This is a genomic window from Enterococcus sp. PF1-24, assembly GCF_029893325.1.
In the GTDB taxonomy this organism is placed as follows: domain Bacteria; phylum Bacillota; class Bacilli; order Lactobacillales; family Enterococcaceae; genus HY326.
Genome location: NZ_JARXWL010000006.1, coordinates 37,917 through 54,206, shown reverse-complemented (window position 1 = coordinate 54,206; position 16,290 = coordinate 37,917). Strand labels below are relative to the sequence as shown.

The 16,290-nt window shown below is 36.0% G+C and carries 15 protein-coding genes and 1 other RNA gene; 5 read left to right on the top strand and 11 right to left on the bottom strand.

Going from position 1 to position 16,290, the window contains the following annotated elements; genetic code table 11:
* Positions 1-100 precede the first annotated feature (100 nt).
* The 4 genes from M2139_RS04160 to rbsK are packed head-to-tail and all read right to left on the bottom strand — an operon-like array spanning position 101 to position 3,929.
* The gene (locus M2139_RS04160) at positions 101-1,369 is read right to left on the bottom strand and encodes a sugar ABC transporter substrate-binding protein (protein ID WP_280737555.1); all 1,269 of its coding nucleotides are present in this window, start codon (positions 1,367-1,369) and stop codon (positions 101-103) included.
* A 6-nt stretch (positions 1,370-1,375) separates the two neighbouring features.
* The gene (locus M2139_RS04155; protein ID WP_280737556.1) at positions 1,376-1,969 is read right to left on the bottom strand and encodes an SIS domain-containing protein; all 594 of its coding nucleotides are present in this window, start codon (positions 1,967-1,969) and stop codon (positions 1,376-1,378) included.
* 30 nt (positions 1,970-1,999) lie between these two features.
* On the bottom strand, positions 2,000-2,986 hold the full coding sequence (locus tag M2139_RS04150; RefSeq protein WP_280737557.1) for a LacI family DNA-binding transcriptional regulator: 987 nt from the start codon (positions 2,984-2,986) through the stop codon (positions 2,000-2,002).
* 22 nt (positions 2,987-3,008) lie between these two features.
* Entirely contained in the window at positions 3,009-3,929 is a 921-nt protein-coding gene (gene rbsK / locus M2139_RS04145) for a ribokinase (RefSeq protein WP_280737558.1), read from the bottom strand.
* 663 nt (positions 3,930-4,592) lie between these two features.
* On the opposite strand from rbsK, the gene ssrS reads away from it, so the two are divergent.
* The 5 genes from ssrS to gpmA all read left to right on the top strand — a co-directional run bounded on the left by ssrS (position 4,593) and on the right by gpmA (position 8,207).
* Positions 4,593-4,786, top strand: a non-coding RNA gene (ssrS, locus tag M2139_RS04140) — 6S RNA.
* 86 nt (positions 4,787-4,872) lie between these two features.
* Entirely contained in the window at positions 4,873-5,151 is a 279-nt protein-coding gene (locus M2139_RS04135; RefSeq protein ID WP_280737559.1) for a hypothetical protein, read from the top strand.
* Positions 5,152-5,303: 152 nt separating this feature from the next.
* The gene (locus M2139_RS04130) at positions 5,304-5,774 is read left to right on the top strand and encodes a universal stress protein (RefSeq protein ID WP_280737560.1); all 471 of its coding nucleotides are present in this window, start codon (positions 5,304-5,306) and stop codon (positions 5,772-5,774) included.
* A 257-nt stretch (positions 5,775-6,031) separates the two neighbouring features.
* Entirely contained in the window at positions 6,032-7,378 is a 1,347-nt protein-coding gene (gene brnQ / locus M2139_RS04125) for a branched-chain amino acid transport system II carrier protein (RefSeq protein ID WP_280737561.1), read from the top strand.
* 142 nt (positions 7,379-7,520) lie between these two features.
* Complete coding sequence (gene gpmA, locus M2139_RS04120; protein ID WP_280737562.1) at positions 7,521-8,207, top strand: 2,3-diphosphoglycerate-dependent phosphoglycerate mutase; 687 nt, start codon at positions 7,521-7,523, stop codon at positions 8,205-8,207.
* A 92-nt stretch (positions 8,208-8,299) separates the two neighbouring features.
* Here the strand turns inward: gpmA and M2139_RS04115 are convergent, their stop codons facing one another.
* The 7 genes from M2139_RS04115 to M2139_RS04085 all read right to left on the bottom strand — a co-directional run bounded on the left by M2139_RS04115 (position 8,300) and on the right by M2139_RS04085 (position 16,158).
* Positions 8,300-9,478: an iron-containing alcohol dehydrogenase gene (locus tag M2139_RS04115; protein WP_280737563.1), complete on the bottom strand. Its 1,179-nt coding sequence runs from the start codon at positions 9,476-9,478 to the stop codon at positions 8,300-8,302.
* A gap of 96 nt (positions 9,479-9,574) precedes the next feature.
* Positions 9,575-10,282 (bottom strand): purine-nucleoside phosphorylase, encoded by a 708-nt coding sequence (gene deoD, locus M2139_RS04110; RefSeq protein WP_280737564.1) that lies wholly within the window; start codon positions 10,280-10,282, stop codon positions 9,575-9,577.
* Positions 10,283-10,301: 19 nt separating this feature from the next.
* A complete protein-coding gene (locus M2139_RS04105) occupies positions 10,302-11,117 on the bottom strand; it encodes a purine-nucleoside phosphorylase (protein WP_280737565.1) in 816 nt (271 codons plus the stop codon).
* 35 nt (positions 11,118-11,152) lie between these two features.
* The gene (gene deoB, locus M2139_RS04100; protein ID WP_280737566.1) at positions 11,153-12,319 is read right to left on the bottom strand and encodes a phosphopentomutase; all 1,167 of its coding nucleotides are present in this window, start codon (positions 12,317-12,319) and stop codon (positions 11,153-11,155) included.
* Positions 12,320-12,495: 176 nt separating this feature from the next.
* Positions 12,496-13,449: an ABC transporter permease gene (locus M2139_RS04095; RefSeq protein ID WP_280737568.1), complete on the bottom strand. Its 954-nt coding sequence runs from the start codon at positions 13,447-13,449 to the stop codon at positions 12,496-12,498.
* Positions 13,449-14,597: an ABC transporter permease gene (locus M2139_RS04090; RefSeq protein ID WP_280737569.1), complete on the bottom strand. Its 1,149-nt coding sequence runs from the start codon at positions 14,595-14,597 to the stop codon at positions 13,449-13,451. Before M2139_RS04090 ends, M2139_RS04095 begins: the two co-directional genes overlap by 1 nt.
* Positions 14,590-16,158: an ABC transporter ATP-binding protein gene (locus M2139_RS04085; RefSeq protein WP_280737570.1), complete on the bottom strand. Its 1,569-nt coding sequence runs from the start codon at positions 16,156-16,158 to the stop codon at positions 14,590-14,592. Before M2139_RS04085 ends, M2139_RS04090 begins: the two co-directional genes overlap by 8 nt.
* Positions 16,159-16,290 lie beyond the last annotated feature (132 nt).

Below are 16,290 nucleotides of genomic sequence, written 5' to 3'. Positions count from 1 at the left end.
AAAACATTACTAGTTTATTATCGATTAAGCTTATTAGTAAATATTCCACTAAACAACACACCCTTACCCGTTATTAAGTATAAGGGTGTGTTTGTTCTATTTATTTACTTTCAAAATAAGCTGTTAATTTTTCATCTGCATCTTTAGCAGCTTCTTCTGGTGACATACTAAATAATGCATTCTGGATCATATCACCAATAATATCGGCTACTTTGGGTTCCATAGATAATTCTGGGCGTTCTGTCCCATAAACTTCATCAGTAAAATTAGCTCTTAACCCATCTTGATAAATTGCACCAGCTTCTTCAATAACAGATTTTCTTGGAGAATAAGAGAATTTAACTTCAGTGTTCCATTGAACACTATTCTTAGCATCTTCATCTAGGAATAACCACTGAACAAACTTAGCAGCTTCCTCTTTTTCATCACTTTGAGAGTTAACTACTAATTTCCAACCACCAGCTACAGAAGCAGGTTTCCCGCCATCAGGGATTGGCAATGGAATTACACCAATATTTGCATCTGGATACTCATCTTCTAATGCTTTAATTCCGAAACTACCACCAATCCACATTGCTGTTTCACCATCACCAATTATTCCTACATCACTTGCAAAGCGAGATGGTTTCAAATTAGCGCTACCATCCTCTACCATTTGTTTCCATAGTGTTAATGCTTGAATCATTTCTGGCGTATCCAATAAAGATTTATCATCTTCAAAGAAATCTCCACCCGTTTGCCATACAAATGGCATAAAGCTAAAGTTTCCGTATGCTCCTTTAGTTAAATCATAAGTTATCCCCGACACATCAGAAGTTGTAAGTTTTTTAGCGGCATCAATCATTTCTTCCCAGGTTTTAGGCGGTTCAATCCCAGCTTTTTCAAACATATCTATATCATAGAATAATGCCATTAAATCCTGTTCAAATGGTGCCGCAATAATTTTGTCATTTTTTGTTACATCGGCAATTGACTCTTCTGAATAATCAGCTAACACCGCTTCACTAAAGTAATCACTTAAATCATAATTAATCCCTGAATCAATAAAAGTATTAATAGTCCCTGGGCTTGCGCTAAAAACATCAGGTCCTTCGCCAGTCGCAAAAGCAGTTGTTAATTTCGTTCCTGTATAATCATCAATCGGAACATTAGTTTGAATAATTTCAATATCTGGATTTAATTCTTGATACTCTTTAATTTTTTCTGTAAAGAATTTTCCTTCTCCACCATCACTAGTCCAATGATTCCAAAATTCAATCGTTACTTTACCATCATTTGTATTCTCTTTTTTAGTTTCTTCTTTGCTGCCACAACCACTCAATCCCATAATCAACGCTGCTGACAATGTCAAACTTAAAAATTTTTTCATATTTCTCTACCCCTTTGTTTGTAATTTTTTCCCTAAAGAACCACCAGGATGATACAAATAAAAATCTTGGCTACTAAATTGTTTCATTTCTGAAAGTGTCACACCGATACTATCGCCAATAGCTAACATTATTACCGCACTCGTTGTAGGCGCTAAATTTAAAGTGTCTGCTTCTCGCTCCAGTTGGTAAGCTAATAATTCTTCACAATTTTTTGCTAAAGTAGAATGTTCTTTTGAAGTAAAGGCTACTTTTTTACAACCGATTTTTTTTAACGGTTCTATCATAGCTAAAATTTCTTGAGTTTCGCCGCTGTTAGACATCATAACTACAACATCCTCTGGTTGAACCATCCCTAAGTCACCATGGAGCGATTCTGTACTGTGTACAAAGATGGCACAAGTTCCCAAGCTAGCAAAAGTCGCTGCTAATTTCTTCCCAATATGTCCTGATTTACCTACTCCTGTAAAAACCACTTTTCCTTGGCAATTTTCAATTGTTTTTATAATTGCTAAATAATTATCGTTAATAGCTGCTCCAGCCAACTCTAATCCGTTTCGCTCAGATTCTATGACTTCTTTTGCACGTTTCAAAATATCCATAATACTTAATACACCTTCCAAATAAAATTTTTAACTGTAAATAATATTTTCAATGAGCTTGGTAGTTAACGCATTCGTTTCTCCTGAAATTTTCCCTTGTAAAAGCATAGCTGCTTCCTTACCAATTTCATAAGGGAACTGATGAACTGAAGTAACAATATTTTTTGAAAAAACATCTTGAAAATCAATTTGTCCATAGGAAGCTATTGGATATAATTCCGTATTTTTTAACTCATCCGACTGATAAATTCCATGTATTAAACCAGTAGTCATTGTATTATTTAACGAAACTATGCCACAACCTTGCGGATAGCTAACTTGTAACCGCTTAAAAATCTGCTCTGCCAAATGTTCATTATATTCTCCATTGTAATAATCAAACTCAACATCTGCTTCATCCAAGGCTTTCGTAGCACCTGCAATTCGTTCATAGCCAATCGAAAGATCTTCATAACCACCTAACAATACCAATTCTTTTTTCTTATTAATTTTCAAAAAGTTTTTTGTCAGATTATACGCAGATTCATAGTTATTTTCTCCAATATAATCAACAGTATTATTTAATTTTATGCGACGATCTACAGTGATAATATTCATCCGCATTCGTAAAAGCTCTCGTATAAACTCTTCATTATTACCGATTGTTGCTAAAACCACCGCTTCTGCATTACTTTCAAACAATTTTCTTAAAATAGCTTTTTCTTTTTCTGGATTATCATCTGAACTAGCAATGTAGAAAACGTACTCCGAGTTCCCAAATTGATCTTCAATTCCTTTAATCATTTTCATAAAGAACTCATTGGTAAATGTTGGAATAACAATACCAATTACATTGCTACTATTTTTTTTCAAATTTGAAGCCGCAGTATTAGAAAAATAATTTAACTCTTTAATAGCTTTTTGAACTTTTTTGCGATTATCTTCAGTTACTGTGCCTAAGTTATTAACGACGCGAGAAACAGTCGCTATTGAAACATTAGCATGTTTGGCAACTTCTTTAATTGTTACTCGCTTCATAGATACCCCTTCTCTCTTTTCGCTAGCATTTATTTCTGAAAGTTTCAAGCTCTGCCATCGTAGGTAAAGATTGAATTGCTCCAATTTTCGTAACTGTCAATGCTCCAACTTGATTCGCTAATGTTAGTATTTCAGATATTTCCCACCCTTCTGTTATTCCATAAGCTAGCGCACCGTTGAAAGAATCTCCAGCAGCTACTGTATCCACTGCAGCTACTGAATGTGCTGGTGATTGAAATACTTCTAGATTTTCATTTAGCCAAAGTGCTCCTTTTTCGCCTAAAGTTACAATTACATTTTTTACACCTTTCTCGATAAGCGTAGTCGCAGCAAAAACTACGTCTTCTGTAGTATCTACTGGTAGATTAGTTAATGATGCTAGTTCAGATTCATTCGGTGTCAAAAATGATAAATTAAATAAAGTTTTATCTAATAGTGGATAGGCTGGTGCAGGATTTAATAATACTGGTAGATTAATTTTTTTTGCGTATTCAATAATCTCAAATGTCAAATCATAATCCATCTCTAATTGTAAAACCAACAACTTCGCATTATCTAGTGTTGCTTTTATTGTTTCAAAATGGTTGCTGTCAAAAATATGATTAGCTCCTGGAACAACGATGATTCGATTATTTCCCTCTTCCTCTACCCAAACACAGCCAACACCAGTTGCTGCTTTATCCGTCATAAAAAGTTGTTGTACATCAACACCAGTACTAGCCAATATTTGCTTTGCTTCTTTTCCGAAATCATCTTCTCCTACCATACCAATAAAAGAAACAGATTTTTCCAAACGTGCAATCGCAGCTGCTTGATTTGCACCCTTTCCGCCAGCGTTACGAATAAAGCTCTCTCCAATAAGTGTTTCACCATCTTTCGGTGCTCGTGTACATCTCGTTACCAAATCCATCATGAAACTACCGATAACTACTATTTCTGCCATGACTAACCTCCTTTTTAGAATTGTTCTATCAAATTAGAAGTAAACGTTTACTTCTAATTTATATAGAAAACGTTTACTCAGAATAAAAGAAATATCACCACTCTCAGAAAACGTTTACTTCATTTGACAAAAGCATACACTCTCCCACTAAGTAAAATCAATAGAAAAAAAGTTTTCTAATATTTTTCTTAAGCCTTATTTTTAGCAGTAAAGTTTTTCTGTATTTTTTAATTACTTGATTTATCAGCTATTTATATCACTTTGTATTAATTTCTTGTCTCTTATCGAAGAATTCCGCCGTTCAGAAAACGCTTTCTCGAAACTTTTGTATCTATGTTAAATAGTATTATGATTGTTTCAAGTGTGAAAATCTCTCTTAAAAAAAACATTTGTCATATTACAGAGAAAGCTTAAAAACTATGTTTTTTTATTTATTTACTAAGAGAAAATTTTCTAATTATTTTCTTAACTATTACTTCCGTTAAAAATTTGACTTTCTAATAAATAGTAAACAACACCTATTAAATATCAAAAATATGAAAAAAATCTCTTTTGAGATAGCTTTGACTATTCTTTTTCAAAGGCTGACAGAGGCATATAACAAATAGAAAATCACAATCATCTTGATTGCGATTTTTGCTACTCTATGCTAAGATAAAGGTGGGAAATCTGTGATGTACGAGTTGTCTCTTTTGTGTGTTGACCGAACATTTTTATTGATATTTCGGGATCTATTTCATGTCAGAACGGGTAGCATGCCTTCTCATTTGGTAGCTCAATGTTCAGACCGTAGAACCCACCTGCTTAGATTGCGGGATCAATACTATAGGACGAAGAACGGCATCGACGGAGATTACCCTTTGATAGTGAATAAAGCAATTTGCCTTGGCAAGTTGCTTTTTCTATATTTAATAGCTGGGTTTGCATTGAAAGGAAGTTTACTATGATTTTTATCACCATGATATTTTTTGCACTTGTACTATTTTTAATTAGCTATTTTCTGATTGTTAATCCGACAGTCTTTTTATCATTAACTGGCGATAGTTCTGAAAATCGGCAATTTTTAAAACACTGGGGCTTTATTTACATTATTTCAGGCATTGCTTCGATAGTTGTTAGTCTTTTTAACAATAAAGGAATTACTTTGATTTTATTGTTAGCGATTATTATTTTATCAGGAAGCTTTAGCATATTTTTCTCTAAAAAGATGAAAGAAAACTAGTTTTTCACTACTCTTTTATTTAATTTCAACAAAGCATTACTTTTTTCTTGAAAAATGATAAAGAAACCAAGGGGAATTAGTTTTATTTTTCGTAAAAGTATTCTACAATGAAAGTGTAGCAAGATAACAAAATTTCGAGAGGAGTGTTTTCTATGTTCCAACAATATAAAAAAATTATGGTTGCTGTCGATGGTTCTGCTGAAGCTGAATTAGCTTTCAAAAAAGCGGTCAATGTTGCTAAGCGAAATGAAGCTGAATTACTTTTAGCTCATGTTATTGATACTCGTGCTTTCCAGACGGTTTCTTCTTTCGATGGCGTGTTAGCTGAACAAGCTACTGAAATGGCAAAACAAACTTTAAAAGACTATCAAAATGAAGCTGAAGATCACGGCGTTAAATCTGTAACTACTGCGATTGAATTTGGCTCTCCTAAACCAATTATCGCTAAACAAATGCCAAAAGATCATGAAGTTGACTTAATCATGTTAGGTGCGACTGGCTTAAATGCTGTCGAACGGCTATTTATCGGTTCTGTTTCTGAATATGTTATTCGTAACGCTGCTTGTGACGTTTTAGTAGTTCGTACCGATTTAGAAAATAAATTACCTGCTCCAGAAAAATAAGTCTTAACTAAAATTTACTTTTGCGTTGTCCTCGCTAAAATGCCGAGGGCAACTTTTTTTATTTGTTTAAATTCCTTACTGCTAAAAAATATCAGTTTTTTCTGAATATTGCGTCTTTTTAAATAACATTCATATGTTAACAGGCAAAGCGCCAACTTTGCTTCCTACTTATTTCCATCACCTATCAAAAACATTGAATTTTCTGAATATATGTGTTACTTTTTATAAAAATATATTTGTAGGGAGCTTCCAATCTAGTGGATAAAAAATTACAGTTTAAAGATTATTTATTTATCGGTTCTATGCTTTTCGGTTTGTTTTTCGGAGCGGGCAATTTAATTTTCCCGGTTCATATGGGACAAGAAGCTGGGAATCAAGTTTTTGCAGCCAATTTAGGCTTTTTAGTAACGGGGATTGGCTTACCTTTTTTAGGGGTGGTCGCTATCGGAATTTCTCAAAGTGCCGGAGTTTACGAATTAGCTACGCGGGTTCATAAAAAATATGCTTTTATTTTTACTTTATTACTTTATTTAGTGATTGGGCCATTTTTCGCAATGCCTCGTTTAGCAACAACTTCTTTTGAAATTGGCTTGGCCCCCTTTATTCCTGAAGGAAATCAAAAAATTGCTTTAGCCCTTTTTAGTATTGCCTTTTTCGCAGTTGCTTGGTTTCTTTCTCGTAAACCTTCTAAAATTTTAGATTATGTGGGGAAATTTTTAAATCCGCTCTTTTTATTACTGTTAGGCATTTTAATTATTTTTGCTTTCATCTCACCATTGGGCAGTGTCGCAAATAGTGTTGTGCAAGAAAGTTATCAAGAGCATACTTTTTTAGTCGGTTTTACGCAAGGTTATAATACTTTAGATGCTTTAGCTTCGTTAGCTTTCGGGATTTTAGTTGTTAACGCAGTGAAAGAATTAGGGGTAACTAAACCTCGCAATATTACTTTAGGAATGATTAAATCTGGAACAATCAGCATCTTTTTAATGGGTGTTATCTATACATTACTTTCTTATATGGGGACAATGAGTTTAGGAACTTTCCCAATTTCAGCCAATGGCGGGATTGCTTTAGCTGAAATCGCTCAACATTATTTAGGGACAGCTGGCGGTATCTTGTTAGCGCTAATTATTATTGTAGCTTGTTTAAAAACTGCAATCGGTTTAAGTACCGCTTTTGCAGAAACTTTTGTGGAATTATTCCCTAAACGCAGCTATCTTTTCTTTGTTACTTTAGCTTGTGGCTTAGCCTGCCTTTTTGCTAATGTTGGTTTAACTAATATTATTGCCTTATCAATTCCTGTATTAATGTTTATTTATCCATTAGCTATGACTTTAATTTTATTAACATTGATTAGTCCTTTGCTAACTAATTATAAAATAATTTATCAAACTACCACTGCTTTCACTTTAGTCGCTGCTATTTTAGATGCTCTTAATGCTTGCCCAGCTGCGATTAAGGATACTGCTTTAGTGAAACAGCTCTTAACTTTCGGCGCCAACTACTTACCATTTTTTGATTTAGGCATGGGTTGGGTGTTGCCCGCTGCGGTTGGCTTCATCATCGGTTTTATCATTAGCCGTTTCAAAAAAGAACCGCAATAATCTAGCTCTTACAAAAAACTTTTCAAACAAATAGGGAAATTATTTTTTTCTTTATGATTTCCATAGCATTTCTTCGTGAAATTATGTACAATAATAATGGAATTGAAAATTTCAGAAACTTTTTATTAAAGGAGCGTTTTACATGCCAAAATTAGTTTTTTCTCGTCATGGTCTTAGTGAATGGAATGCTTTAAACCAATTTACTGGTTGGGCAGATGTTGATTTAGCACCCCAAGGTGTTGAAGAAGCCAAAGAAGGTGGCCGCAAAATTAAAGAAGCTGGCATCAAATTTGATGTTGCTTATACTTCTGTATTAACTCGTGCTATCAAAACTTGTAACTACATTTTAGAATATTCAGATCAATTATGGGTGCCTCAAGTTAAATCTTGGCGCTTAAACGAACGTCATTACGGTAAATTACAAGGTTTAAATAAAAAAGAAACAGCTGAACAATATGGTGATGAACAAGTTCATATTTGGCGTCGTTCTTACGATACTTTACCACCATTAATGACAGCTACTGACGAAGGTTCTATTGCTAACGATCGTCGTTATGCAATGTTAGACCCTCGCGACGTTCCTGGAGGAGAAAACTTAAAAGTTACTCTTGAACGTGCTTTACCATTCTGGCAAGATCAAATTGCCCCTGCTTTATTAGATGGCAAAACTGTTTTAGTTGCTGCTCACGGTAACTCATTACGTGCTTTAGCTAAACATATCGAAGGCATTTCTGACGACGATATTATGGATCTTGAAATCCCAACAGGTCAACCATTAGTTTATGAATTAAACGACGACCTAACAATTATCAAAAAATACTACTTATAATATAAAATGTGAAGAGACTTGTTTACTCAATTCACTTTAAAAAAAGATTGTTGCGATTACCGCAACAATCTTTTTTCTTTACTCATCCGCTATTAAAGATAGCTAGATTCAATTAAACAATCTTGTAAAATCCCCACCACGTCAGCCGCTGTCATTGGAACATAAGCACTATTTTCAATATCGCTATGCTTAACGGCTTGTTGGGCCATTAATTCAAATTTTTCTTCATCAATCCCCACTTCTGGTAAAGTCATAGGGATGCCACAAGCTTTGAAATAGTCATATGTTTTTTGAATACCGATTCGCGCTGCTAATTCATCCACGCTTTCTGTTACTTGCCAAACATTGCGGGCATATTGGGCAATTTTAGTCGCTGTTTTTTCGTTTAAAACATATTTCAACCAGCGAGGCGTTAAAATCGCTAAACCAATTCCGTGAGTAATATCATAATAAGCACTTAACTCATGTTCAATTGGGTGACAAGACCAAGCGCCGCCTTTACCACTACCGGTTAAACCGTTTAAAGCTAAGGTACTGGCCCACATTAAATTGGCACGGGCATCATAATTGTTTGGTTCCACTAAAGCAATTGGACAATTTTTAATAACTGTCTTCATTAAACCTTCGGCAACAAAATCTTGCACGTCAGTCCCTTCAGTATTTTTGAAATAATTTTCAAATAAATGACTTAAAATATCCGCCGAACCAGCTGCTGTTTGATATTTTGAAACGGTGAAAGTATTCTCTGGATCCAAGAAAGAAACTTTCGGCAACATTTCCCAGCCGCCAACGCCGATTTTTTCATTGGTATCCCAATTACTGATCACGGCACCACGATTCATTTCGCTACCGGTAGCTGCTAGTGTTAAAATATCAACTAATGGTAATGCCTTACCAACGTATTGCCGATCTTTAATAAACTCCCAAGGATCTCCTTCATAAAAAGTAGCTGCCGCAATCACTTTTGAACAGTCCACGGTTGAGCCGCCACCGACTGCTAAAATCACATCAATTTGTTGTTCACGACATAAAGCAGCGCCTTTTTTAACTGTTGTTAAACGAGGATTGGGTTCCACGCCAGCTAATTCTACAATTTCAAAATCTTTTAATAGCCTTTGAATTTTATCATATAAACCATTTTTCTTAATGCTGCCACCACCGTAAACTAGCAAAACTTTTTTACCGTATTCAGCTAAAACTTCTGGCAATTCTGCTAAACGTTCTTTGCCAAAACGAATATCAGTTCCTACACAAAAACGAAAATTATCCATTGTCGATTCCTCCTAAGCTCTAATTCATATTAAGATATTTTCTTCATGATAAAACAAAAAATTGCAGATGAAAAGGAAATCATCTGCAATTTTTGCTTATTTACTAATCGCCACTTCTAAGCCGACTTCAATCATGTCGTTGAATGTTGTTTGTCTTTCTTCAGCCGTTGTTTCTTCACCAGTGATTAAATGATCACTAACTGTCATTAAAGCTAAAGTTTGAACGTTGAATTTTGCCCCTAAATAATATAAAGCAGCAGCTTCCATTTCAACCCCTAAAACCCCTAATTCTGCTAATTTCATAGTTTCAGTTGTATCTTCTTTATAGAAGCTGTCTTCAGAAAGAATATTCCCTACATGAATATTAAAGTTTTTGGCTTTCCCAACAGCATAAGCTTTCAATAATAAATCAAAGTCAGCAATTGGTGGGAAATGGAAAACTTGGAAGTCTTTTTCAATCATTGATGAGCTAGTCGCCGCAGCTTGTGCTAAAACTAAATCGCGCACATGAACATCTTTTTGAATCCCACCGCAAGTGCCCACACGAATCAAACGTTTGACATCATAAAAATTAATTAGCTCATGGGCATAAATGGTAGCAGAAGGCATCCCCATTCCTGTTCCTTGCACAGAGACCCGTTCACCTTTATAAGTTCCGGTATAACCTAACATGCCGCGCACTTGATTATAGCAAACGGGATTTTCTAAGAAAGTTTCCGCAATATATTTTGCCCGTAAAGGATCTCCAGGTAATAAAATTTTATCAGCAATTTCGCCAGCTTTCGCTTCAATATGTGTACTCATGAAAACAGTCCCTTCGTTTTTATAAAATAGCTAAGGTTTCTTTGACTAAAGCTTTAAATTCACCTTTCACTCGTTCAGTTGTTTCTACAACTTCCGCGTGATTTAATTCTGATTGCATACCAGCCGCTAAGTTGGTGATGCAAGAAATTCCTAAAACTTTCATGCTCATGTGTGCCGCTACAATTACTTCTGGCACCGTCGACATGCCTACTGCATCCGCTCCTACTGCTCTGGCAAAACGAATTTCTGCTGGTGTTTCATAAGTTGGACCAGAAAAGCCCATATAAACACCTTCAGTTAAATGTAAATTCTTTTCAACGGCAACAGCTTTAGCTTTTTCTTGATATTCTTTACAGTAAGCTTGTGACATATCAGGAAACCGGGGACCCATTGCTTCATCATTTGGCCCGATTAATGGATTGGTGCCCATATAATTAATGTGGTCGTTAATCAACATTAAGTTGCCAGCTGCAAAACTTTCATTAACGCCACCAGCTGCATTAGTCACGATTAAAGAATGAATACCTAAAGCTTTCATCACTCGTACAGGATAAGTTACCGTTGCCATTGAATGGCCTTCATAAAAATGGAAACGACCTTGCATCGCTAAAACTTTTTTACCTGCTAAAGTGCCATAAACAAGTTGCCCAGCATGTCCCACCACTGTTGAAGCTGGAAAATGCGGAATTTCTTCATAAGGAATAGCTACAGCATCAGTAATTTCTTCTGCTAACTCTCCTAAACCAGAACCTAAAATCAAACCAAAAGCAACTTCCTTGACCCCTTTTCCTTGAATAAAAGCGACCGTTTCATTAATTTTTGTTTGTAAATCCATGCCTGTTTATTCCCCCTTTAATATTTATCTAAAAATTATTTTAATAAATTTAAGAAGCTTGTGCCGTTTTCGGTAGCAGCCACTCCAAAATTTTCAGCAATCGTTGCAGAAATATCAGCAAAATGACCTTGTGGCAAGTGGCCTTGGCCGCTCATTTTTTTACTGTAAGCTAGTAATGGCACATATTCTCGCGTATGATCGGTGCCAGGGAAAGTTGGATCGTTTCCGTGGTCGGCGGTGATTAATAATAAATCATCTTCTTGCATCGCTGCCATAATTTCTGGTAAGCGTTGATCAAAGTCTTCAATCGCTTGACCATAACCTTCAGGATCGCGACGGTGGCCATATAAAGCATCAAAATCAACTAAGTTAGTAAAGCTGACACCAGTAAAATCATCGGCCATAACTTTTAATAATTGATCCACGCCGTCCATATTGCTTTTCGTGCGAACGGCCGCTGTCATTCCTTGACCGTTAAAAATATCGTTGATTTTGCCAATCGCAATCACATCTTTCCCGGCTTCTTTTAAAGAATCTAAAACAGTATGACCAAATGGATCTAAAGCATAGTCATGACGATTACTTGTGCGCTTAAAGTTGCCAGGTTCTCCCAAATAAGGGCGGGCAATAATACGGCCAATCATATAAGGTTCATCTTTAGTAATTTCTCTCGTATACTCACAAATCCGATATAGCTCTTCTAACGGGATAATTTCTTCATGAGCTGCAATTTGCAAAACAGGATCTGCTGAAGTATAAACGATTAAATCACCGGTTTTCATTTGATGTTCACCAAAATCGTCAATTACAGCGGTCCCACTATAAGGTTGGTTACAAACAATTTTCCGACCTGAAAATTCTTCAATTTGTTGTAGTAATTCTTGCGGGAAACCATCAGGGAAAACTCGGAATGGTTTTTGAATATTTAAACCAGCAATCTCCCAGTGACCAGTCATAGTATCTTTACCTACAGAAACTTCTTGCAATTTTGTAACATAGCCTTGATGTTTTTCAACAGCAGCTACGCCTTTTAAGGGGGCAATTGTGCCTAAGCCTAATTCTTCAAAGTGGGGAACAGTTAAACCAGCCGTTTCAGCAATATGACCTAAAGTATCCGCGCCAACATCACCAAATTTTTCAGCATCTGGTGCTTCTCCAATTCCGACAGAGTCCATCACAACTAAATGAATGCGTTTAAACATTTCGGTTCCTTCTTTCTTTATTTTTTAAATGACAGGAGCTTGTTTTTTATTTTTAACAATCTCCCAACATCGGGTTCACTATAAAAATTTACAGCTAAGTATAATGCAAACGTGTGCAGTAAGACAAAATAAGAGCGAGCTAAAGAAAACTTCCCATAGCCCGCCCTTTCGTAACTTTATTTTGATTTAATATAATTTTTACCGTTTGCTTTTGGTCCTGATGCTTTACCTAAGAATAATACTAATACGACAATTGTCAACACATATGGTGCTGAATGAAGATAAACATCTGGAATAGCCGAGATAATTGGCAAATTACCACCAACAATACTGATATTTTGAGCAAAGCCAAAGAAAATTGCTGCGCCCATTGCCCCTAGTGGATTCCATTTACCAAAAATCATCGCTGCCATTGAAATGAACCCTTGACCAGCGATTGTGGTTACCGCAAAACGACCAGAGATAGATTGCGCATAAACCGCGCCACCCATTCCACCAAGGAAACCAGAAATCAGTACACCAGCATAGCGCATCACATAAACATTAATCCCTAAAGTATCAGCAGCTTGAGGATTTTCCCCAACAGACCGCAGACGCAAACCAAATTTTGTTTTAAAAATGATAAACCAAGAAATTAACGCAACTAAAATAGCAAAATACGCTGGTAAAGAAGTTGATTTAAAGAAAATCTTACCAATAACCGGAATATCTTGTAAAACAGGGAAAGAAAAATACCCAAAGTTACGATTAATATTATCTGTTTGACCTTTACCATATAAAACTTTTACTAAAAAGACCGCTAGTGAAGGTGCCATTAAATTAATAACCGTCCCACTAATAACATGGTCTGCTCGCAAGTTAATCGTTGCAATAGCATGTAAAAGTGAAAATAGCATGCCGGCTAAACCACCCACCAACATTGAAATCCATGGCGTCCAAGCACCAAATTGATCAGCGTAAGTTAAGTTAAAAACGATTGAGCTAAAAGCCCCCATTACCATAATTCCTTCTAACCCTACATTAACTATCCCACTACGCTCAGAGAAAACACCACCTAAAGCAACTAAAATTAAAGGAGCTGAATACAGTAATGTTTGCGTGACAATTTGGGCAATCATTGAAATACTCATTAGCGTGTCCCTCCTTTTGGTTGTCGCTGTGGTTCTTCATTTACCAACGTAGCTGCATGTACTTCATTTTTCTTACTAGGAAATTTACTTAAAAGTAAACGAATCACATAACTAATTCCCACGAAGAAAATAATCGCAGCAATCACGACATCAACTAATTCAACCGGAATCCCAGCAAACTGCATTCCTTGACCGCCTAATTTTAAAATACTGAAAAGTAAAGCCGCTAATAAAATCCCAATGGAGCTACCAGAACCTAATAAAGAAACCGCCATCCCATCAAAACCGATACTTAGTGAGCTGCCTTGAACGAAGAAGTTTTGGAAAGTCCCCAAACCTTGAACTACGCCCCCTAAACCAGCTAAAGTACCAGAAATCATCATTGAAATAATAATTGTTCGTTTGCTACTCATCCCTGCATATTCAGAAGCAAAAGGATTTAAACCAACGGAACGAATTTCAAAACCTAATGTTGTCTTTTTCATTAAGAACCAAACAACGACTAAAGCGATTAACGCTAAAATAATTCCCAAGTTTAAACGAGAACCATTTGTTAACTCAGTCATCCAAGTTGTTCGTAAAGAACCATTGGCGCCAACAATTTTGGTAACCCCTTTGTTACTCATAATTCCATCAGCCATAACATTATTTACAATATGTGTACTCATATATAATAAAATATAGTTCATCATAATCGTTACAATTACTTCACTGGTTCCAAAGAAAGCCCGTAAAATTCCGGGAATCGCTGCAGCAAGCGCGCCAGCTAAAGCACCAACAATCACCGCAACAGGAACCACGACAATTTTAGGCATATCAGGCATTGATAAAGCTACCCAAACACTGGCTACCCAACCACATAACGCTTGGCCAGAAAGCCCGATATTGAAGAAACCAGCTGAATTAGCTACCGCAAAACCTAAACCGGTAAAAATCAGAGGTCCAGCTGTTACGAAAATTTCCCCAATACTTTTAGGATTCAAAGCACCTGTTTGAGGATTCAAGAAAGTTGTTCGCAGCATCTGACTATAGCCTTCAATTGCATCATAGCCGGAAGCCCACATAATAATCGCCCCTAAAATAAAACCAAAAACAACAGCTATAACTGGGACTAACAAATTACGCATTTTTTCAGATCGATTATTCAACAGGCTCACCTACTTTCTGATTTGCTAGCTCGCGTCTTGCTTCCTCTAAAGAATAACCTGCCATCATTAAGCCCAGCTCATTTTCTGATGTTTCTTTAGGATCCACAATCCCAACAATCTCACCTGCATGTAAAACCGCAATCCGATCAGAGACATTTAAAATTTCATCTAATTCAAAACTGATAATCAAAACTGCTTTATGGCGATTTCGTTGTTCAATCAAACGTTGATGAATATATTCAATCGCCCCCACATCTAAACCACGTGTAGGTTGTGAAACAATTAATAATTCTGGATTACGATCAATTTCTCTAGCAATAATGGCTTTTTGTTGATTCCCACCAGATAAGGCCTTAGCAGGTACTAATTCGTTGACTGTTCGCACATCATACTCTTTAATCAAATCTCTAGCATGATCATTCATTTCCCCATAATCTAAAATTCCACGTTTACTCATAGGTTCTTTATAATAAGTTTGTAAAGCGATATTTTCTGATAAAGACATCTCTAAAACCAAACCATATTTATGGCGGTCTTCTGGTACGTGACCAACACCTAATTCCGTGATTTTCCGCGGACGTTGGTTAGTCATATCTTCATCATCAATAATAATTTTGCCACTTTCAACTTTACGTAAGCCGGTTAAAGCTTGAACTAACTCAGTTTGACCATTGCCGTCAATACCGGCAATACCTAAAACTTCTCCCGCTCGGACTTCAAAGCTTAAACCTTTAACTGCTTCTAAGCCGCGGCTTTCTTTAACCACGATATTATCGACTGATAAAATTACTTCTTGCGGATCCGCTGGTTTTTTCTCTGTTTTGAAGGAAACAGAGCGGCCCACCATCATATCGGCTAATTCTTGTGAAGAAACGTCTTTCACGTTTACCGTATCAATACTCTTACCACGACGAATAACGGTACAACGATCAGCAACTTTTTTAATTTCATCTAATTTATGGGTGATTAAAATAATTGATTTGCCTTCTTTGATTAAGCCATGCATAATTTCGATTAACTCATCAATTTCTTGGGGCGTTAATACCGCTGTCGGTTCATCAAAAATTAAAATATCCGCACCACGATATAAAGTTTTTAAAATTTCTACCCGTTGCTGCATCCCTACAGAAATATCACAAATATACGCATCGGGATTAACATCCAAACCATAACGTTGTGATAGCTCTTCGATTTCAGCTCGCGCTTTTTTGTGATTCAAAACACCTAAATTAGTTATTTCACTACCTAAAACAATATTTTCTGTAACAGTAAAAGCGTCGACTAGCATAAAGTGCTGATGCACCATCCCAATTCCTAACCGATTTGCTGCTGTGGGACCGTTAATACTTACTTTTTTTCCATTCAGTAAAATATCCCCAGAAGTTGGCTCTAACAACCCTGATAATATATTCATCAAAGTTGATTTCCCAGCACCATTTTCCCCCAATAGTGCATGAATCTCGCCTTTACGAAGTTGCAAATTAATATTGTCATTTGCTTTAAATTCTCCAAATTGCTTGGTAATATTTCGCATTTCAATGACTAGATTTTCTTGGGCCACTTTTTTCACATCCTATCATTTTCTTTTTTAGGTTTTTTTCTTCTAACAAAAAATGCAATTAGAATTTTTGCCTTAGCCAAACAGAAAGACTTGCTTTCTGCTTGCCTAAAACAAAACAACTTTGTCAAATTA